The sequence below is a fragment of the Haliea alexandrii genome (assembly GCF_003719295.1).
In the GTDB taxonomy this organism is placed as follows: Bacteria; Pseudomonadota; Gammaproteobacteria; order Pseudomonadales; family Halieaceae; genus Haliea; species Haliea alexandrii.
This window is the reverse complement of record NZ_RFLW01000001.1, coordinates 1,485,578-1,505,337: the sequence shown is the minus strand read 5'-3', so window position 1 is coordinate 1,505,337 and position 19,760 is coordinate 1,485,578. Positions and strand designations below refer to the sequence as shown.

The following is a 19,760-nucleotide window of genomic DNA, read 5'->3' as shown; positions in this document are numbered from 1 at the left end:
CTGCGCTCAGGGGCGATTGCCGGGGATGTCGTGCGGCCGGCCATCAGCTGATCTTCTCGGCGACGCGCATGATGGCACTGCGCGCACGCGGGTTCGCAGCGACTTCGTCGGCGCTCGCGCGCACCGCCTTGCCGACCAGTCGCATATGCCGGTTGAGCGCGCTGTCGCGCACCGGCACACCGGCCGGCAGCGCATCACCACGCGCCATATCGCGCATATAACGCTTCACCAGCCGGTCTTCCAGGGAATGAAAGCTGATCACGACCAGCCGGCCTCCCACCTTGAGCAAGCCCAGCGCCTGCGCCAGCAGCTCAACCAGGTCATCCAGCTCGCGGTTGATATGGATTCGAATACCCTGGAATGCCCGCGTCGCCGGGTGCTTGTGCTTCTCCCAACGCGGGTTGGCTTCACTGACGATCTTCGCCAGGCGGCCCGTGGTCACAATGGGCGCCTCGGCGCGCGCTGCAACGATGGCACCGGCGATCCGGCGCGCAAAACGCTCCTCGCCGAACTCTTTCAATACTGCGGCGATATCCTGCTGGGCCGCACACGCCAGCCACTGGGCTGCGGTCTCGCCACTGCTGGTGTCCATACGCATATCCAGCGGACCATCGTGCTGGAAACTGAAACCGCGCTCGCTGTTGTCGAGTTGCGGACTGGAGACCCCGAGGTCGAGCAGGATGCCGTCGACACCCTCGATATCACGCGAGCGCAGCTGGGCAGGCAGCGCCGCGAAAGAGCCATGAAAGAAATTGAAGCGTGCGTCTGCAGCGCTGAGTTCGGACGCCACCAGTGCGGCTGCCGGATCCTTGTCGACACCCAGCAGCCGGCCATTGGGCGCCAGTTGTTGCAGCAGGGCGCGGCTGTGACCACCACGACCGAACGTGCCATCGACATAGATACCATCGCTTGTCGTCACCAGAGCATCCACCGCCTCTCGTAACAAAACTGTTTGATGCATGTCGCTCACCTACAGCGGGAGAGACACAAGTTCGTCGGGCAACTCCGCTTCGGGACCGGACTCCAGCAGCGCCTGTTCGCACTCTGCCAGCCACAGCTCCTCCGCCCACAACTCCATCTTGTTGCCCTGCCCCACCAGCACCAGCTTCTTGTCCAGATGCGCGTACTCGCGCAGCGGCTGAGGCAGCAGGCAGCGGCCGTTACTGTCCATCTCGATGTCAGTGGCGTAGCCCAGCACCAGGCGCTGGAAGCGCTTGACCGCCTGCTTCAGGGCGGGCAGGGCCTGTATGTGCTTTTCGATGCGCTCCCAGTCGGGCAGCGGATAGATGACGAGGCATTTCGCCTGCGTGTCGATGGTCACCACGATCTGGCCGTCACAGAGGGCACGCAATGGCTCGCGCTGGCGCGCTGGCATGGCCAGTCGCCCCTTGGCGTCCATATTGATGTGCTGTACCCCGCGAAACACGCCAGTTTCCCCCGCTTATCCGGCCCTTCAAAACCACAAAAAACCAGATATATCCACTTCTTCCCACTTTTCGACACTATAGGGGCGCAGCAATTGGAGTGTCAAGCGAGCCAGTCGCGAAAAACGTTTTAATTTCAGCTAATTAGCGCTGATTGGCGGGTGATTCTTCAGCTTCTGAGAGGGTAAATGAAAACAAAAAATACATTAAAACAGACCGCTAACATCGTATATTGAGGATTCACTTTAAGTTAAAGGTTATTTTCTTCTGCCAGCAGCCACGTTTTAGTAGAAAAAAACATAAGCGGCGACGTCGGGCGCAAGCAACGCGGCGGCACAGGCTGCCGCCGCGTTGGAAAGGGGATAAGTGAGTCGGTCGATAAGCCGGGTTCTGTCGTGGACGATCATTCATCTGCGACCGACGTCACCGCCGGCCTGTAGCGACCTACCCGAATCCACTGCGGGCCGCAGCATACGGATTCCTATTTGGTCTTGCTCCGAGTGGGGTTTACCATCGCCACGCCTGTTGCCAGCCGCGCGGTGCGCTCTTACCGCACCTTTTCACCCTTACCCGACTCGCGCCGGGCGGTATCCTTTCTGTTGCACTTTCCGTAGGCTCGCGCCCCCCAGGCGTTACCTGGCACCCTGCCCTGTGGAGCCCGGACTTTCCTCCCCTGGCCGAAACCAGAAGCGATCGCCTGACCGACTCGGCGGCAAGCCTACCCGCTGCGCGGCCCCCGGGCAACACAAACTTCCCTGGCGTGAATGCTCCCGTCGGGAGCGCCGGGGTGTGGTCAGCTCTTTTGCCCCAGGAGATAGTCGTACAGCGCCTTCTTGCGCAGCCCGGTGAGATCGGCGACCACAGCGGAAGCACGCTTGGCGGGCAACTCTTCAGCCAGTCGCAGCAGCATCCGGGTGACATCGGGCGTGAGCGCCTCATCGCGCCCGCGCTGGCCGCCAACAGCAAGCACAATCTCGCCACGCTGCTGGTTGCTATCGGCTGCCACAAAAACCGCCAGGTCCCCCAGGGGCGCCCGCTTCAGCGTTTCGAAGGTTTTGCTCAATTCCCGCGCCAACAGCGCCTCACGCTGGTCACCAAAGGCCGTCACCATGTCCTGCAGGGTCTCTGCTACCCGGTGCGGTGCCTCATAAAACACCAGGGTCGCTGATTCCGCCGCCAGGTCCTGCAGGCGGCGCGCACGGGCGCCCGCTTTGGCGGGCAGAAAGCCCTCAAACAGGAAACGGTCAGTGGGCAGGCCAGAGGCGCTGAGTGCGGCGATCGCAGCACAGGGCCCAGGCAGTGGAATCACCCGGTGACCGGCGTCCTGCGCGTCGCGCACCAGGCGATAACCGGGGTCGGAGATCAGTGGTGTGCCGGCATCCGACACCAGCGCCACCACACCACCACCGGCGATGCACTCCAATATGCGCGCCTGCGCCCGCTCGCCGCTGTGCTCATGGTAAGCCAGCAGCGTCGCCGTGATGGAGAAATGCTGCAGCAGGCGCGCGGTGTGCCGCGTATCCTCTGCTGCGACAATATCCGCCGCAGTAAGTACCGCCAGGGCCCGCGAGGTCATATCTCCCAGGTTGCCGATTGGCGTGGCAACAACATATAGTCCGGATTCCACTGATCACCCCTGGCCCTGTATCATTTACCTGGCATGGACCTCACCGCTGGTGGCTGCGGTCCCGTTGCAGCCGGAAGGATAGCATGACGCGTACAATGACCCCGACCACCGCGGGCGGCAAAACAGCAGCGGCGGCCATTCTGCTAGTGGCCCTGGCCACTGGCTGCACCACCGCGCCCCCTGAGCCCGTCGCACCCAGCGCACAGGAAGTGGTGCCAGAGGCTCCAGCGGAGCCCTCGCCCACGTTGACCCCGCCCATGCCCACAAGCCGTTGGGACGCGACCTTCGAGCAGACCCGCGCCGCTCTGAGGGCGCGCGACTGGATGGCTGCTGAGCAGACCCTTGCGAGCCTTCCGCAGGACCTGGAGGCGGCTGACCGCAGCCGACGGGACTTCCTGCTTGCTCGTGCGGCATTTTTGCGCGGCGACCTCGATCGCACAGACGCCCTGCTCACCGCCGGGCCAGAGGAAGACGTACCCGCGGCACTGCGACTGGAGCAGGCCGAGTTCACCCGGGCAATCGCACAGCTCGCCGGGGACTGGCTAACAAGCGCCCGGATTGGGGCAGAGATACTGACGCAGCAACCCGCCGATGCAGGTCTGCGCCGTGCTATCTGGCGCGACCTCAACCGCAGCAGCGAGGCCGCTATGGCGACAGCCCTGGCCAACGCGCCCGACGCGGACTGGCGCGGCTGGCTGGAACTGGCCTTGCGGGACCGGCGCGCCGAAAACCCGCAATCTCTGCAGGAAGCGCTGTTGGAGTGGCGCAACCAACACCCCTCTCACCCCGCCGCCCTGCAGCTGCCGGGAGGCCTTGAGTATATTGCCCGGGGCGTGCGCGCACCGCGGAAGGTGGCACTGCTGTTGCCACTCAGCGGGCGCCTGGCGCCTGCCGCCCGTGCGGTGCAGGACGGCTACCTGGCCCATTACTTCGCCGCCCGGGCGCGCGGGGAGACTCCCTATGCGCTCAACGTTATCGATACCACCGCCCATGCATCCGCTGCCGCCGCGTACGGCCAGGCAATTGCCGACGGTGCGGAGATCGTCGTCGGGCCTCTGAGCAAGGAAGCGGTCGCTGAGCTGGGGCAGATACCCGAGCGCCCTGTACCTATCCTGGCCCTGAACCGCACCGACAGTGACGCCCTGCAAAGTGGCAGTGCACTGGTGCAGCTGTCGCTGGCACCCGAGGATGATGCACAGCGCATCGCCGAACTGGCCTACGGTTCCGGTGCACGCAAGGCTCTGCTGCTGCGCCCCGCCGGTGAGCGCGGCGCGCGGCTCGGGGACGTCCTGCAGCAACGCTGGCAGGCACTGGGGGGCCAGATTGTCAGCACCGCGAGCTACGCCAGTGCCGAGGCCTACTCTGACAACATCAAGAATGCGCTCAACCTGAACGCCAGCGAACAGCGCGCCAGCGACATCCGCAGTATGCTGGCCACCAACATCGAATTCACCCCGCGCCGGCGACAGGATATCGATGTCATCTTCCTGCTTGCGGATTCCCCGGTTGAGGCGCGTTCCCTCAAGCCACTGCTGGCGTTTCACTATGCGGGTACTATCCCCGTCTACGCGCTATCCAGCGCCTACAGCGGTGTGCCCGACTCAAGAGATCGCGATCTGAACGGCATGCGCCTCGCCGAAATACCCTGGCTGCTTGGCAGCAACCCGGGGTTGCGGGTTGCCATTGCCGCCGGCGACACCGGCAGTGACAGTCTCACCCGCCTTAACGCACTGGGCGCGGATGCGTGGCTGGTGCAATCCCGCTTCGCCCAGCTGCAGGCCGGCGCCGATGTCCTGCTGCGAGGAGACACGGGGCTGCTAAGACTGGACCCCAGCCTGCGTTTACAGCGTGAGCCCGTATTGGCGGTATTTGATGGCAGCGACCTGGCCCAACCGTGACCTATACTGCCACCGAGGCAGGGAGGCTTCGGTATGCAGGGCCCGGGAGACTGGTATGAGGACGCGGCCACACGCTGGCTCTGTGCGCAGGGATGGCAGGTGGTGCAGCGTAACTTTCATTGCAAGCTGGGGGAGATTGACATTATCGCCCTCGATGGTGAGTACCTGGTGTTCGTGGAAGTACGCGCGCGCAGCAACCCGCGCTTCAGCTCCGCCGCCGCATCGGTGGACAGGCGAAAACAGCGCAAGCTGCTGCGTGCCGCCCGCGTATTCCTGCAACGCAACGCGCAGTGGCGGGCCAGGCCCTGTCGATTTGACGTGCTTGCCTTCAACCCGCGACAATCCATGCCTGAACCGGCGCCGCAGTGGATTCGCAGCGCTTTCAGTGCCTGACTTCCCAGCGACGGACATAGTGCATGGATGATGACTACGGGCTGATCGCCGATACCGTGCAGGACACCATCAGCACGCTGGCAATGGCGGTAGATGAGCTGGCCGACCCCATTCAGCGAGCCGCCGCCAGTATGGTGGCAACGCTGCTGCGGGAGGGCAAGGTAATGGCGTGCGGCAATGGTGTGGATGCAGGATTGGCCCAACTGCTTTGCAGCAGCCTGCTAGCCGGGCTCGAGCGCGACCGACCTTCCCTCCCCGCTATGGCCCTGTCAGCAGACGGTGCCAGCCTTACCGGTATCGCGCACGAACACGGCCTCGATGAGATCTGGGCGTGTCAGGTGCGGGCTTTGGGGCAACCGGGTGACACGCTGGTGTGCTTCAGCAGCGCCACCGCCGCCGGCAGCCTGTTGCGGGCAATCGAAGCGGCGCGGGAACGCAACGTTGCCGTCGTCGTGCTGTCCAACACGCAAGACACATCGCTCAGTCAGCTTTTGGAGGGCACGGATATCGCCGTTGCCTGCACCGCCACGCGGCGCCCGCGGGTGATAGAATTGCACACGGTGATCATTCACTTGCTTTGTGAACTGATTGACCGCAGCCTGTTCGGCAACTACAACGGAAACTGATCATGAAACCATTTGCACCGCTCCTCACCCTTCTCGGCAGCCTGCTACTCACCGGCTGCGGCAGCATGCTGGCGACGGTCGAGGCTGACTCCATCGAGGATCAACCCGACGAGCGCACCATGGCACAACGGCTTGAGGACGAGAGCATCGAAGTCAAGGCCATCGTCAACATCCACGCCGCGAACACCGCGTTCGACGACGCCCACCTGATCGCCGTCAGCTACAACGGTTTCGTGCTGCTCGCCGGGCAGGTGGGCACCGCTGACCTGAAAACCCAGGCGGCCGATGAGGTGCGGAAAATACGCGGCGTACGGCGCATCTACAACGAAATCGATGTGAAGGCACCCACCGGCGCTTTGGTGCGCACCAGTGATGCGTGGATCACCACGAAAATCAAGTCCTGGCTGCTGACCAACATGGATACACCCGGCATGCGCACCAAGGTGGTGACCGAAAACAGCGTGGTTTATCTGATGGGGCTGGTATCGAAAGAAGAGGCGCGCAGGATAGCGGATGTGGCCGCCTCGGTCTCTGGCGTGACCCGCGTGGTGCAGTTGTTCGAGACCATTCCGTAACCGCGGCGCACAGGCGCCGCGCCAGGCTGGGTCACTACTTGACGATCTTCAGTGACGGTCGCCCTTCCGGTTTCGACGTGGAGCCTCCCCCATCGTCACCAGAGGGGTCATCGGGCGGCTCGGGTGACTCTTCCGCCTCAAACACCATCCCCTGGCCATTTTCACGGGCGTAAATCCCGATCACAGCACCCACCGGCAGCAGGATATCGGTGGGCGTGCCGCCAAAGCGGCCATTGAAACTGATCCACTCGTTGCCAATCAGCAGCTCAATCACCGCGCTCGGGCTTACATTGAGCACGATCTGCCCGTCCTTCACATACTGGGAAGGTACTTCAACGCCCGGCCGTCTGGCATCAACCAACAGGTAGGGTGTACAGTCATTGTCGACAATCCACTCGTACAGCGCCCGCATGATGTACGGGCGGCTGGGCGTCATTGTCGCGGTGTCGTCACTCATGCGCTGGGCTTACCCCTTCGTCGTTTCCCCTAGGGGCGCATCTCGCGTTCCTGCTCGGAGAGGCTCTCCTGGAACGATTCACGACCAAACAGCGCATCCATATACGCCAGCAAGGGCTTGGTCTGCTTGCCCGGGCGCACCTCGATGCCGAGGGAGGGCAGACGCCAGAGGATGGGGGCCAGGCAACAGTCGACCAGCGTGAACTCTTCGCTCATGAAGAAGGGCTTTTCCGCAAAGATAGGCGCAATACCCACCAGACCATCGCGCAATTCCTTGGTCGCCTTGCTGACGACGTTGTCGCTGCGGGAATGCTGAATGGAATCCACCAACGAGCACCAGTCCTTCTCGATACGGTGGATATACAGGCGGCTCTCCGCGCGCGCGACCGGGTACACCGGCAGCAGGGGCGGATGCGGGAACCGCTCGTCCAGATACTCCATCATCACCTTGGACTCGTAGAGCACGAGATCCCGATCAACCAGCGTCGGCAGTGAATTGTAGGGGTTCAGGTCAGCCAGCTCTGCGGGAGGGTGGGCGCTATCCGACTCGATCATGTCGACCGTCACGCCCTTCTCGGCGAGTACGATGCGCACGCGGTGGCTGTATTGGCTGGCACTGTCAGAGAAGAAGGTCATGGAAGACCGTTTCGCCGCCACACCCAGTGCATTGTCATCAGCTCGTTTCATAGTGCAATCCAGAACGTGGGGGAGACCGGCAAAACGCCGGTCCCGGGGGCATATCAGTGAACGTCTTTCCAGTACTCGCGGTTCAGCAACCAGGCGAAGACGAAGAACAGCAGGATGAACAACAACACGTATACGCCAATGCGCTGCCGATCCGCCGCGCTCGGTTCAGCCGTGTACGCGAGGAAGTTCACCAGGTCGTACATGGCGCCGTCGAACTCTTCCGGCGACATGGAGCCCTCCTGCACCAGCTTAAACTGACCGCAGGGCTCCTCCAGCAGAGGTTCACCCGTCAGGGGGTCGCGCCGCACGCCGCCGTTGTTGGCTTTACCCGGCCCCATGGCACACGCCTGCAGGCCTTGCAGCTCCAGCATCACGTGGGGCATGCCCACATCCTTGAAGACCTTGTTGTTCACCCCGTACGGACGGCTCTCATCCAGGTAGAAGGTGCGCAGGTAGGTGTACAGCCATTCCGGCTGCCGGGCGCGGGATACCAGGGTCAGGTCAGGAGGCGTCGCGCCGAACCAGGTCTTCGCCAGACGATCGTCCATCGCGTTATCCATCAGCGAGCCGATGCGCACATCGGGGTCGAAGATCAGGTTATCGCTGAACAAATCCTCGGGGATACCAAGGTCCTCCGCGGTGCGCTTGTAACGCGCATACTTGAGTGAGTGGCAAGCCATGCAATAGTTCATGTACAGCTTGGCGCCATTCTGCAGAGAGGGCTTGTCGTGAGGGTTGACGCTGATTTCATCGCAGGGCATGGAGCCGCAGTTGTACTCGCCCCCGGCACCCACCGCCTTCAGCGGCAGAATGGTCAGCGCGAGAATCAGCGCCAGGCCGGCAAGGCTGCCCCAGAAACCGATGCCGCCGTCCATCGTAACGCGCTCGGGAACCGGCTTGGTCTTGTCCAGCGTTGACCAGATCGGCATCAGCAGGAAGAAGGCGAAGTAGAACACCGAACAGATCTGCGCCAGCAGCGTACGCTCCGGTGTCGGCGCCTTGACGCCCAGCACGCCGAGGATCAGGAAGCTGGCCACAAACAAGACCAGCATGACCTTGTTCAGCGTGCCACGGTAGCGCCAGGACTTGACAGGGTTGCGATCCAGCCACGGCAACAGGAACGGAATCGCGACTGAGGCGGCGAAAGCGATGAAGCCCCAGAACTTGTCCGGCACTGCACGGAGCACAGAATAGAACGGCGTGAAGTACCACACGGGCGCAATGTGGTCCGGGGTCTTCAGCGCGTTCGCTTCTTCGAAGTTGGCATATTCGAGGAAGAAGCCACCCATCTCCGGCATGAAGAACATCACCGCACAGAAGATGAACAGGAACACACCAATGGCCTGCAGGTCGTGCACCGTGTAGTAGGGGTGGAAGGCCACGCCGTCCAGCGGCACACCATCCGGACCCTTGTGTTTCTTGATGTCGACCCCATCCGGGTTGTTCGAGCCCACTTCATGCAGCGCCAGCAGGTGGAGCACCACCAGAGCGAGCAATACGATCGGCAGGGCAACCACGTGCAGAGCAAAGAAGCGGTTCAGGGTCACACCGGAAATCAGGTAGTCGCCGCGAATCCAGGTCACCAGGTCCTCACCGACCACCGGAATGGCGCCGAACAGGGAAATGATCACCTGCGCGCCCCAGTAGGACATTTGGCCCCAGGGCAGCACGTAGCCGACGAAGGCCTCGGCCATCAACACGACAAAAATCAGCATGCCAAAGACCCAGATCAGCTCACGCGGCTTCTTGTAGGAGCCGTAGATAAGTGCCCGGAACATGTGCAGATAGACCACCACAAAGAAAGCGGAGGCACCCGTGGAGTGCATATAGCGCAGAATCCAGCCGTAATCGACATCACGCATGATGTATTCGACCGAGGCAAAGGCCTGTTCGGCACTGGGGGTGTAATTCATGGTGAGCCAGATACCGGTCAGCAGCTGATTCACCAGAACCAGCAGCGACAGCACACCAAAGTAGTACCAGAGATTGAAGTTCTTGGGCGCGTAGTACTGTCCCATGTGGGTGTTCCATGCGCGCATGATGGGCAGGCGTTCGTCGACCCAGTCCCGAAGTCCTACAAGCATATTGATCATCAGGCTGCCTCCGCGTCCACGCCAATTACCAGAACCGACTCGGTCTCATAGGAGTACGGCGGCACCACCAGGTTGGTGGACGCCGGGACGCCGGCGTAGACGCGCCCGGACAAATCGAACTTGGAACCGTGGCAGGGGCAGAAAAAGCCACCCAGCCACTCGTCGCCCCCCAGATCGGCGGCGCCGACCTCGGGTCGATATTTGGGCGCGCACCCCAGGTGCGTGCACAGCCCCTCGGCAACAAATATCTCCGGGCGCAGCGCGCGCGCCGGGCCATCGATATAGGCCGGTTGCGTTGATATCGCGGAGTCCGGGTCTTTCAACTCACCGGTCAGCTTGTCGAGATCGGCCAGCATGGCCGCGGTGCGATGGACCACGTAAACCGGCTTGCCCCGCCACTCCACAACGACCATCTGGCCGGGTTCCAGCTTGCTGATATCCGCCTTCACGGGTGCACCTGCGGCCTTTGCCTTGGCCGAGGGATTCCACGACCCGACAAACGGCACCGCGATTCCCACTGCGCCGGCAACGCCAACCACACTCGTCGCGGCGGTCAGGAAACGTCTCCTGCCGGTGTTCACGCCATCGCTACTCATGCTCTTCACTCCTGATTACCGGGCCGCCCACGTACGTTGGCAGACTCGGAAGACGACTTCGCAAAAAATGCTGCAAATAGTAATGATTTTGCCCGTTGCTGGCAACATAAAGCCCCGGAAAGCACGTGGCCTTTGCCAGCAAGCTACTGTTTTTTCAGCACAAAAAAACGCCCGGCCTGAATACCAAACCGGACGTTTTCGAAACAAGGCAGCCGGCCCAATTGGCCAACCGCACGCTCAGCGCTTGGAGTACTGCGGACGCTTGCGCGCCTTGCGCAAACCCACTTTCTTACGCTCAACCTCACGCGCATCACGCGTGACATAGCCGGCGCGACGCAGTGTGCCGCGCAGCGCTTCGTCGTAATCCATCAGGGCGCGGGTGATGCCGTGGCGAATGGCGCCGGCCTGGCCAAAGCTGCCACCGCCCTCGACGGTCACATTGACGTCAAACTTGTCGGACAACTCCACCAGCTCAAGCGGCTGGCGCACAATCATGCGCGCCACTTCACGACCAAAGTACTGGTCGAGCGGACGCTTGTTGACCGTGATGTTACCGCCGCCGGTCTGGATGAATACGCGCGCCGTGGAGGTCTTGCGGCGGCCGGTTCCGTAGTACTGGGTTGCTGACATAAGAGAGTTATCCGTTAGATGTTCAATGCTTGCGGCTGCTGGGCGGTGTGCGGATGCTCTGCGCCCGCGTAAACCTTGAGCTTCTTGAACATGGCCCGACCCAGCGGATTGCGGGGCAGCATGCCCTTCACCGCGGTCTGCAAAACACGCTCAGGCGCCTTGTCGATGAGCTTCTCGAACGAGATGGACTTGATACCACCGATAAAGCCTGTGTGGTGGTGGTACATCTTGTCCGTGGCCTTGGCTCCGGTCACGTGGATCTTTTCCGCGTTGATGACGACGATATAATCGCCGGTGTCAACGTGCGGTGTGTACTCAGCCTTGTGCTTGCCGCGCAAACGGTGGGCAATTTCGCTGGCCAGACGCCCGAGGGTCTTGCCTGACGCATCGACGACAAACCAGTCGTGGCGCACGTCTTCGGCTTTGGCACTGAAAGTTTTCATTAATAAACGCCTCTTGGAGGGCTCCAATTTCGAGAGCGCGAATACTACTGCTTCGCACCCAGCTTTTCAAGCACCGCTGAAAATATTCTGTCGCCGGACAGAATCACTCGCGCTCAGGGACGGTGCTCCCTGGCGAGATAGTCGTGAGACTGCATTTCCTGCAAACGGGACACGGTTCGCTGAAATTCGAACCGCAGGCGGTGGCCATCATACAGGTCCAACAGCTGCCTGTCAGCAGCCATCACCAGCTTTACATTGCGATCGTAGAATTCGTCGACCAGGTTGATAAAGCGGCGTGCGGCATCATCGTTGCCGGCACCCAGGGCCGGCACACCGGACAACACCACCGCATGGAATTCCCGGGCGAGCTCGATGTAGTCATTCTGTGAGCGCGGCCCGCCACAGAGCTCGGCGAAATCGAACCACACCACATCATCGGCGAGGCTGCGGCTGCGAATGGCGCGCCCGTTGATCTGCAGGCTTTCTCCTTCCGTGGCTGCATGCGGTGCCAGCCGTTCAAAGCTCTCGCGCAGGCTGACGTCTGCCTCCGCATCCAACGGGTAATGGTAGAGCTCGGCCTTCTCCAGGGTGCGCAGGCGATAATCCACCCCCGCGTCCACATTCAGCACCAGCGTATGCTGCTCAATCAGTGCTATTGCCGGCAGAAAGCGCTGCCGCTGCAGGCCGTTTTCATACAGGCGGGCAGGCTCGATATTGGAGGTCGCAACCAGGGTGACGCCGCGCGCGAAGAGCGCCTCCATGAGGCCGCCGAGGATCATCGCATCGGCAATGTCGGTGACAAAGAACTCGTCGAAACAGACCACTTTGGCCTCCGCCGCGAGTCGGTCCGCCACGCGCTGCAGTGGGTTCTTCTCCCCCGCCAGCTGTTTGAGCTCGGCGTGCACACGCTGCATGAAGCGATGGAAGTGCACACGCATTTTGCCTTCGGCGGGCAGGCAGTCGAAAAAAGTGTCCATCAAATAGGTCTTGCCGCGGCCCACGCCGCCCCACATATACAGTCCACGCTCAGGCTGCGGGCGCTCACGACGCAGCCGCCGCAACCACCCGCCGCCGCGTGCCTCGCGCGCGAGCAGACGCTCGAACAGATCCTGCAACTGACGCACAGCGGCCTCCTGGGCAGGGTCACGGGAAAACCCCGGCTGCTGTAAATCCGCTTGATAACGCCCCCAGGGCGACTGTTGCGCTGTATTCACGCCGGACTCCGGCCTCCTGCTGAAAGTAAAACTGGCGGCACACTCTATCCATGCCTCGCCACCTTGGCAACGCCCGGGATCGGCGGGCGCGCCGTTCAAACGCCGTTGCGCTCAGTGCGGCTGCCCGGTCTGCGCTAGAGTCGAAGCCAGTTTGAGGTATACTGGCGCAGTCACACCCCCGCGAAGAAGAGGTAACCCTGTGTACAGTTTGACCATTCTGATCGCCACCGGCGCCATCGCCCTGTTAGTGGGTGGCGCTATCGGCCTGCTTATCGGCCGCCGCCTGTCCGCCGACGGCCAGCGGCTGCGCGACACGGAGCGCAAGCTGGACCAGATGACGCAGGACAAGCGCGCCTACGAAAATTCCGTTGTCGAGCACTTCTCGCAAACAGCACGCCTGCTGAACACGCTGACTGACTCCTATCGCAATGTACACAACCACCTGGCCTCCGGAGCCGAGACCCTGTGCGAGGACAAGGGCCCGGTGTCGCTGGAGCGACTGCAAAGCGGCGCTGAGGACGACGCGGAGATACCGTCGCACCTGGCACAAATCCAGCCGCCGCTGGATTACGCGCCGAAAACCTCTCCCGGCGAGAAGGGCATGCTCAATGAAGAGTTCGGCATAGAGCGCCAGCGCAAACCGGTCGAGGAGCGCTGAGCCCCCCGGCTATACCGGGTTGTCGATATCGATGAAGCGGTGCTCCAGGCCAAACGCTTCAGCCAGGTGCGCACCTAACGCCTGAACGCCGTAACGCTCGGTGGCGTGGTGCCCGGCGGCAATGAAGTGAATACCCTCCTCCCGCGCAATGTGCACCGTGGGCTCTGACGCCTCCCCGGTCAGGAACAGGTCTGCACCCGCAGCAACTGCATGCTGGATATACGACTGCGCCGCACCCGTGCACCAGCCAATGCGCTGCACGAGCTCCCCGGGGCTGCCCACGTGCAGAGGCTCACGCCCGGTCAAGCGCGCGATGTCGGCGACCAACCCCGCCGCGCTACGAGGCTCTGGCAACTGCCCAATATTGCCGACCGCATCGGCAACATCAGCGCGCAGTGGCTGCGAGTCGGTGATCCCCAACAGCGCACCCAGCCGGGCGTTGTTGCCCAGCTCCGGGTGGGCGTCGAGAGGCAGGTGGTAGGCCAGCAGGCTGATATCGTGCTGCAACAACGCTGCCAGCCGTCGCCGCTTCATTCCCACCACCGGCTCGGCCTCGCCGCGCCAGAAGTATCCGTGGTGCACGATGATCGCATCCGCCCGTGCCGCCACCGCAGCGTCAAGCAGTGCCTGACATGCCGTCACGCCACTGACCAGCCGCCGCACCTCTCCGCGACCCTCAACCTGCAGCCCGTTGGGGCAATAATCGCGAAAGCGGCCCACGTCCAGCAACTGGTCGATATAGTGTACGAGTTCCTTGAGCGATACAGACATGAGGGTATTCCGGGATTTCTGCGGTTTCGTGGCTGTGGTCAGACAGGCCATCATATACAATAGCGCTGCGAATCGACACACGGCCGCCACCCTATGACCAACAGCCTGCGCTATTTTGCCTGGCCCGCGATTGCCGGCCTGTTGGCGGCCCTGTTGATCCTGGATCGTTGGGTGCTGCCCCGCAACACCGTGCAGAGCGGCGCAGATACGGCCATGAGCTATGCCGCCGCGGTGCGCAGCGCCACACCCGCGGTTGTCAACATCTACACAGCAAAGCTCATTTCATCGCGCAATGATCCGAGCCCGGGCGACCTGTTCAACCGGCCGTCGAGCCGGATGCCCGCGCAACGCCAGCGCATTGAACGCTCACTGGGCTCCGGTGTGATCATGACCGCCGAGGGTCACATCCTGACCAACAATCACGTCATCCATGAAGCCGATGCCATACAGGTTCTGCTGCAGGACGGGCGCTCGGCAAATGCCGTGGTGATTGGCACAGATCCGGCCACCGACCTCGCGGTCCTGCAGGTGCAACTCGAGGACCTGCAGCCGATTACGCTCGGCAATTCCGATGCCGCACGCGTTGGCGATGTGGTGCTGGCCATTGGCAACCCGTTGGGCTTCGGCCACTCGGTGACCCAGGGTATCGTTTCCGCGCTCGGCCGGTATGGTCTGCAGCTGTCAGCCTACGAGGACTACATCCAGACCGATGCCATCATTCATCTGGGCAACTCCGGCGGCGCACTGGTCAATGCACGCGGAGAATTGCTCGGCATCAACACCCTGATTTACACCGGCACCGACCAGTCGAGAGGCGCCGCAACCGGTATCGGCATCAGCCTGGCTACGCCAGTCAATATGGCACTGTTCGTGATGGAAGACCTGATTCGCTATGGGGAAGTCATCCGCGGCTGGCTGGGCGTGAGCGTAGCACCGGTGCGCGGGCTGGATGAACGCCGGCCAGGCATGCAGTTGCTGGAAGTCACCGCCATGGCGGCAGACAGCCCTGCGCAGCGCGCCGGTATTCAGGTGCGCGACATCATTACTCATATCGATGGTGAACCGGTGCAGGATGGGCGCATTACCATGCACCGGATTGCCCAGCTGCGCCCCGGGGAGAACATCGACATCACGGTGCAGCGCAACCAGCAGTCGATAGACCTGAGGGCCATTGTTGGCACCCTGAGACACTCCCCCACCATCTGACTACACGGCTCGCTCGCCATCCCTATGGCGGGAGATCAGTCGTCGTGCAAGCGCAGTTCCGCGCTGCGGGCATGGGCCGTCAGGCGCTCGCCCCGCGCAAGCGTCGAGGCAACGCGACCCAGGGTTTGCACCCCGGCTTCACTGCACATGATAAGCGAGCTGCGCTTCTGGAAGTCGTAGACACCAAGCGGTGAAAAGAAGCGGGCCGTGCGCGATGTGGGCAGCACGTGGTTCGGGCCGGCGCAATAATCGCCCAGGCTTTCCGAGGTATAGGCGCCCATGAAAATCGCGCCGGCGTGGCGTATCTGCGGCAGTAGCGCTTCCGGGTCCGCGACCGAAAGCTCGAGGTGTTCCGGCGCCAGGCGGTTGCTGACTGCGACCGCCTCGGCGAGGTCGCGGGTGAGAATCAGCGCTCCACGGCCCGTCAGAGATGCGCGGATAATGTCGGCGCGCTCCATTGTTGGCAGCAGACGCTCGATACTCTCTGCCACGCGCTCGATATAACCCGCATCCGGGCACAGCAACAGAGACTGCGCGTTTTCATCGTGCTCCGCCTGCGAGAACAGATCCATTGCAACCCAGTCGGGGTCGGTGGAACCGTCGCAGACGATCAGTATTTCCGAGGGGCCAGCGATCATGTCGATGCCCACACGACCGAACACCTGCCGTTTGGCTGTGGCCACATAAATATTGCCGGGGCCAACGATCTTGTCCACCGCAGGCACCGTGGCGGTACCATAGGCGAGTGCCGCAACCGCCTGGGCACCACCCAGCGTGAACACGCGATCCACTCCGGCAATCGCGGCGGCGGCGAGCACCAGGTCATTGAGTTCGCCGCCCGGAGCGGGTACTACCATGATGACCTCTTCCACCCCGGCCACACGCGCCGGCAGGGCGTTCATGAGCACCGACGAGGGATAGCTGGCCTTGCCGCCGGGAACGTAGATACCGACGCGCTCCAACGCCGTAATCTGCTGGCCGAGCAGATTGCCCTCGTCATCCCGGTACTGCCAGCTGGCCTGCCGTTGATGCTCGTGATAACTGCGCACCCGCGCAGCGGCCTGCTCCAGAGCCTCCCGTTGCGGCGCAGGGATCGCCGCCAGTGCCTCTTGCAGACGCTGCGGCGACACCTCGAGTTGCGCCGCGCTGGACAGCGAGCGGCCATCGAAGCGCGCTGTATAATCCAGCAGGGCGGCGTCACCGCGCCGGCGTACCGCCGCAATGATCTCGGCCACAGCCGCTTCCACCGAGGCGTCCAGCCCGGCTTCCCAGGCTGTCAGTGCCTCCAGGCGCTCATCAAAGTCTGCACTGCGGGTATCCAGGCGCTGCATGTCAGATCTCCCCCGCGGCCGCCGCCAGGCGCTCAACCAGGTCCTGTACAACACGGTAGCGCGCGCGCATGGAGGCCTTGTTGACGATCAACCGGGAACTGATGTGCGCGATCTCGTCCAGAGGCTCCATGCCGTTGGCGCGCAGGGTATTCCCCGTATCGACAATATCCACAATCAGATCCGCCAGATTCATCATCGGCGCGAGCTCCATCGCGCCGTAGAGTTTTATCACATCAGCATGCACACCCTGCGCGGCAAAGTGCCGGCGGGCAATATTGACGAACTTGGTGGCCACCCGCACACGCGCGCCCGAGGCCGACCAGCCTACAGGCCCGGCAGTCATCAAACGACAGCGGGCGATGCCCAGATCGAGGGGCTCATAGAGTCCCTCGGCCCCGTGCTCAAGCAGAATATCCTTGCCCACCACACCGATGTCCGCCGCACCGTGGCGCACATAGGTGGGCACATCGGTACCGCGAATCACCACCAGCTGGATGTCCTCGCGCGTCGTCGCAAAGATCAGCTTGCGGCTGCTGTGAATATCCTCCAGCGGCTCGATGCCGGCCCTGGCCAGCAAGGGCAGGGTCTCCTGCAGGATGCGCCCCTTGGTCAGGGCCATGGTCAGTGGTTGCGCCATAGCGGCCTCAGCTCGACAGGCGGCGGATATCCGCCCCCAGTGCCTGCAATTTCTCCTCGATGCACTCGTAACCGCGGTCAATATGGTAGATACGATCGATGATCGTCTCTCCCTGCGCCACCAGTGCGGCTATCACCAGGCTCGCGGAGGCGCGCAGGTCACTGGCCATAACCGGCGCGCCCTGCAAGCCCGGCTGACCGGTGATGATCGCCGTGTTGCCCTCGATGACGATATGCGCGCCCATACGGTTCATTTCGTGGGTCTGGATCAGGCGATTTTCAAAGACTGTCTCGGTCACCGTTGCCGTGCCCTCGGCGATGGCATTCATCGCCGTGAACTGGGCCTGCATATCAGTGGGGAACCCGGGATAAGGCGCGGTCTTCACGCTCACCGCACGCGGCCGCCGGCCTTCCATGTCCAGCGAGATCCAGTCGTCTCCCTGGTCCATCGTCGCGCCGGCGTCCGCCAGCTTGGCCAACACCACCTCCAGCGCGTGAGGACAAGTATCGCGCAGCATGATGCGCCCGCCCGTCGCGGCGGCGGCCACCAGATAGGTACCGGTCTCTATGCGGTCGGGCATCACGCGGTATTGGCAGCCGTGCAGACGCTCCACCCCGTCAATGGTGACGGTGTCGGAGCCGTGACCGCTGATGCGCGCGCCCATGGCGATCAGGCATTCGGCGAGGTCCACGACCTCCGGCTCGCGGGCCGCGTTCTCGATGACTGTGCGCCCGGTGGCCAGCGCTGCGGCCATCATGATGTTTTCTGTGCCACCAACGGTGACGGTTTCCATCACGATGCGGGCACCGCGCAAGCGGCCATCGACCTCGGCGTTGATATAGCCGCCGTCGACGGTGATCTGCGCACCCATCGCCTCCAGGCCCTTGAGGTGCAGGTCCACAGGGCGGCTGCCAATGGCACAACCCCCGGGAAATGACACGTGCGCACGGCCAAATCGAGCCACCATGGGCCCGAGCACCAGAATCGAGGCGCGCATGGTCTTGACCAGCTCGTAGGGCGCGGAAAACTCGGTGACGTCACTGGCGTCCACCTCGATACCCATTTTTTCGTCCAGCGTGAGCTTGACGCCCATGCAGCCAAGCAGCTCGATCATGGTGGTGATGTCATGCAGATGCGGCAAATTGCTGATCGTTACCCGTTCATCAGTCAGCAAGGTGGCTGCGAGAATAGGCAGTGCCGCGTTCTTGGCACCGGAAATGCGCAGCTCGCCGTGCAGGCGATGCCCGCCGCGAATAGCCAGTTTGTCCACTAGATGCTCCTGCCGAAGGGACTCAACTGTCCGCGGCCCATTGTTCGGGGGTAAAGGTGCGAATATTGACTGCGTGTATGCTGCCGTCGGCGATTTGCTCGGCAAGGCCCGCGTACACCAGTTGTTGCCGCTGCACCGGGCGCTTGCCCTCGAATACCGCACCAATCACCGTGATATCGTAGCGGTTGCCCGCACCTTCTACCTGCACCTGGCACTCCTGCAGATGCTTCTCGAGCAGCGCTGATACCGTTGCCGCGTCCATCATGTATTTTCCCCGAAATATCCCAACATGGCGCAAAGCGCCGCATTCTAGGCGAATCGCCGGTCAGTGGCGAGCGCTGTGGCAGCCAATGCTGCGGCAGCCGATGCTGCGGCAGCCATTGCTGTGACAGCCAACGCCGTGGCCGGTCAACCGCCTCGCCTTCAACTCTCGATATCCACGGCCGACCACTGGGCGATCACGGTATCGAGGTCGCCGTCGTGTTTGCGCGCAGAGGCTTCAAACTGACTGCGATAGATCTCCCCCAGGTTGACGTCCTCAATGACCAGATTGCGCAACTTCCATTGGCCATCGCGGTCGCGCCCCATGTGGTACACCAGAACATAGGGCTCGGCACCGCTGTTGTAAATCAGCTGTCGCACCGCGGCGCGAGGCCCCGCCGCATCTTCATCGCTCAGGTCCGGCACTTCGATCCTCGAGCCGCCAAACGCCAGCAGGCCCTTGCCATAGGTGCGCACCAGGCCCTCGCGCATCACCTCGGTGAAGCGCTCCAGTTGCGTTCGCAGCTGGTCGCGACCCTCGGCATCCAGCGAGCGGTAGCGCTCCACACTGGCGTAGGGGCCCATCACGCCGCGCGCGAAACCGCGAAAGTCCACCACGTCATCCAGAATAGACTGTAACCTGTCGTAGAAGCGTTCCGGCTCAGCATCCATGTAGTCATCAGCTTCACTGACCGCCGACATGACCTGGTCCGTGGCCTCGCGCACCACATCGTGCGCACCCCGTGTCGCAACCGACTCGGAAGCCTGTACGTTAACGGCCACAACCATGAACAGGGTTGCAACCCACTGCAGCAATTGGGTCATACGTTATCCTTGAATGTCATTACATGCCGGCCGGCGCTCTGTATACTGCGCACCCACAACCCGGTGCCGCAGGCCGCTGCGATTTATGACAACGCGGCGCCAGCTGCAGTTCCATGGTTGTGAGAGTGCGCTACTTTAA

Annotated in this window: 22 protein-coding genes and 1 other RNA gene; 6 read left to right on the top strand and 17 right to left on the bottom strand. The window is 62.6% G+C overall.

The window, feature by feature from the left end; all coding sequences use genetic code 11:
* Positions 1-43 precede the first annotated feature (43 nt).
* The 4 genes from rsmH to rsmI form a co-directional block, all read right to left on the bottom strand.
* The gene (gene rsmH, locus EGJ68_RS06795) at positions 44-961 is read right to left on the bottom strand and encodes a 16S rRNA (cytosine(1402)-N(4))-methyltransferase RsmH (protein ID WP_123034092.1); all 918 of its coding nucleotides are present in this window, start codon (positions 959-961) and stop codon (positions 44-46) included.
* 9 nt (positions 962-970) lie between these two features.
* Positions 971-1,426: a division/cell wall cluster transcriptional repressor MraZ gene (gene mraZ / locus EGJ68_RS06790; RefSeq protein WP_123033698.1), complete on the bottom strand. Its 456-nt coding sequence runs from the start codon at positions 1,424-1,426 to the stop codon at positions 971-973.
* 361 nt (positions 1,427-1,787) lie between these two features.
* Positions 1,788-2,133: RNase P RNA component class A (rnpB, locus tag EGJ68_RS06785), an RNA gene on the bottom strand.
* 84 nt (positions 2,134-2,217) lie between these two features.
* Positions 2,218-3,051, bottom strand: a complete 834-nt coding sequence (rsmI, locus tag EGJ68_RS06780) for a 16S rRNA (cytidine(1402)-2'-O)-methyltransferase (protein ID WP_123033697.1) — start codon at positions 3,049-3,051, stop codon at positions 2,218-2,220.
* Positions 3,052-3,134: 83 nt separating this feature from the next.
* On the opposite strand from rsmI, the gene EGJ68_RS06775 reads away from it, so the two are divergent.
* From EGJ68_RS06775 to EGJ68_RS06760, 4 genes are read left to right on the top strand one after another with little or no spacing between them, the layout of a single operon-like run.
* Positions 3,135-4,949, top strand: a complete 1,815-nt coding sequence (locus EGJ68_RS06775; RefSeq protein WP_123033696.1) for a penicillin-binding protein activator — start codon at positions 3,135-3,137, stop codon at positions 4,947-4,949.
* Between the two features lie 33 nt (positions 4,950-4,982).
* Entirely contained in the window at positions 4,983-5,342 is a 360-nt protein-coding gene (locus EGJ68_RS06770; RefSeq protein WP_123033695.1) for a YraN family protein, read from the top strand.
* Between the two features lie 23 nt (positions 5,343-5,365).
* The gene (locus tag EGJ68_RS06765; RefSeq protein WP_123033694.1) at positions 5,366-5,968 is read left to right on the top strand and encodes a D-sedoheptulose-7-phosphate isomerase; all 603 of its coding nucleotides are present in this window, start codon (positions 5,366-5,368) and stop codon (positions 5,966-5,968) included.
* 2 nt (positions 5,969-5,970) lie between these two features.
* On the top strand, positions 5,971-6,543 hold the full coding sequence (locus EGJ68_RS06760) for a BON domain-containing protein (RefSeq protein ID WP_123033693.1): 573 nt from the start codon (positions 5,971-5,973) through the stop codon (positions 6,541-6,543).
* A gap of 34 nt (positions 6,544-6,577) precedes the next feature.
* Here EGJ68_RS06760 and EGJ68_RS06755 read toward each other — a convergent pair whose 3' ends face one another.
* The 7 genes from EGJ68_RS06755 to zapE form a co-directional block, all read right to left on the bottom strand.
* Positions 6,578-6,979, bottom strand: a complete 402-nt coding sequence (locus tag EGJ68_RS06755) for a ClpXP protease specificity-enhancing factor (RefSeq protein WP_123034091.1) — start codon at positions 6,977-6,979, stop codon at positions 6,578-6,580.
* A 50-nt stretch (positions 6,980-7,029) separates the two neighbouring features.
* On the bottom strand, positions 7,030-7,686 hold the full coding sequence (locus tag EGJ68_RS06750; protein ID WP_233248700.1) for a glutathione S-transferase N-terminal domain-containing protein: 657 nt from the start codon (positions 7,684-7,686) through the stop codon (positions 7,030-7,032).
* A 53-nt stretch (positions 7,687-7,739) separates the two neighbouring features.
* Positions 7,740-9,779 carry a ubiquinol-cytochrome c reductase gene (locus EGJ68_RS06745; RefSeq protein WP_123033692.1) on the bottom strand — a complete coding sequence of 680 codons (2,040 nt, stop codon included), beginning with the start codon at positions 9,777-9,779 and terminating at the stop codon, positions 7,740-7,742.
* The gene (gene petA / locus EGJ68_RS06740; protein WP_123033691.1) at positions 9,779-10,375 is read right to left on the bottom strand and encodes a ubiquinol-cytochrome c reductase iron-sulfur subunit; all 597 of its coding nucleotides are present in this window, start codon (positions 10,373-10,375) and stop codon (positions 9,779-9,781) included. Before petA ends, EGJ68_RS06745 begins: the two co-directional genes overlap by 1 nt.
* A 237-nt stretch (positions 10,376-10,612) precedes the next feature.
* On the bottom strand, positions 10,613-11,005 hold the full coding sequence (gene rpsI / locus EGJ68_RS06735; protein WP_027950702.1) for a 30S ribosomal protein S9: 393 nt from the start codon (positions 11,003-11,005) through the stop codon (positions 10,613-10,615).
* Between the two features lie 14 nt (positions 11,006-11,019).
* Positions 11,020-11,448, bottom strand: a complete 429-nt coding sequence (gene rplM, locus EGJ68_RS06730; RefSeq protein WP_027950701.1) for a 50S ribosomal protein L13 — start codon at positions 11,446-11,448, stop codon at positions 11,020-11,022.
* A 113-nt stretch (positions 11,449-11,561) separates the two neighbouring features.
* The gene (zapE, locus tag EGJ68_RS06725; RefSeq protein ID WP_123033690.1) at positions 11,562-12,662 is read right to left on the bottom strand and encodes a cell division protein ZapE; all 1,101 of its coding nucleotides are present in this window, start codon (positions 12,660-12,662) and stop codon (positions 11,562-11,564) included.
* Between the two features lie 199 nt (positions 12,663-12,861).
* Between zapE and EGJ68_RS06720 the strand changes: the two genes are divergently transcribed.
* Entirely contained in the window at positions 12,862-13,320 is a 459-nt protein-coding gene (locus tag EGJ68_RS06720) for a YhcB family protein (protein ID WP_158283549.1), read from the top strand.
* A 9-nt stretch (positions 13,321-13,329) separates the two neighbouring features.
* Here EGJ68_RS06720 and EGJ68_RS06715 read toward each other — a convergent pair whose 3' ends face one another.
* Positions 13,330-14,091, bottom strand: coding sequence for a Nif3-like dinuclear metal center hexameric protein (locus EGJ68_RS06715; protein WP_123033688.1), 762 nt, complete (start codon positions 14,089-14,091; stop codon positions 13,330-13,332).
* Positions 14,092-14,184: 93 nt separating this feature from the next.
* On the opposite strand from EGJ68_RS06715, the gene EGJ68_RS06710 reads away from it, so the two are divergent.
* The gene (locus tag EGJ68_RS06710; protein ID WP_123033687.1) at positions 14,185-15,297 is read left to right on the top strand and encodes a S1C family serine protease; all 1,113 of its coding nucleotides are present in this window, start codon (positions 14,185-14,187) and stop codon (positions 15,295-15,297) included.
* A 35-nt stretch (positions 15,298-15,332) separates the two neighbouring features.
* Here the strand turns inward: EGJ68_RS06710 and hisD are convergent, their stop codons facing one another.
* The 5 genes from hisD to EGJ68_RS06685 form a co-directional block, all read right to left on the bottom strand.
* Positions 15,333-16,628 carry a histidinol dehydrogenase gene (gene hisD / locus EGJ68_RS06705; RefSeq protein WP_123033686.1) on the bottom strand — a complete coding sequence of 432 codons (1,296 nt, stop codon included), beginning with the start codon at positions 16,626-16,628 and terminating at the stop codon, positions 15,333-15,335.
* A gap of 1 nt (position 16,629) precedes the next feature.
* Positions 16,630-17,265, bottom strand: a complete 636-nt coding sequence (gene hisG / locus EGJ68_RS06700) for an ATP phosphoribosyltransferase (protein ID WP_123033685.1) — start codon at positions 17,263-17,265, stop codon at positions 16,630-16,632.
* Between the two features lie 7 nt (positions 17,266-17,272).
* Positions 17,273-18,535, bottom strand: coding sequence for a UDP-N-acetylglucosamine 1-carboxyvinyltransferase (murA, locus tag EGJ68_RS06695; protein WP_123033684.1), 1,263 nt, complete (start codon positions 18,533-18,535; stop codon positions 17,273-17,275).
* 22 nt (positions 18,536-18,557) lie between these two features.
* Positions 18,558-18,800: a BolA family protein gene (locus tag EGJ68_RS06690; protein WP_332888875.1), complete on the bottom strand. Its 243-nt coding sequence runs from the start codon at positions 18,798-18,800 to the stop codon at positions 18,558-18,560.
* A 158-nt stretch (positions 18,801-18,958) separates the two neighbouring features.
* Entirely contained in the window at positions 18,959-19,621 is a 663-nt protein-coding gene (locus EGJ68_RS06685; RefSeq protein ID WP_233248699.1) for an MlaC/ttg2D family ABC transporter substrate-binding protein, read from the bottom strand.
* Between the last annotated feature and the right edge of the window lie 139 nt (positions 19,622-19,760).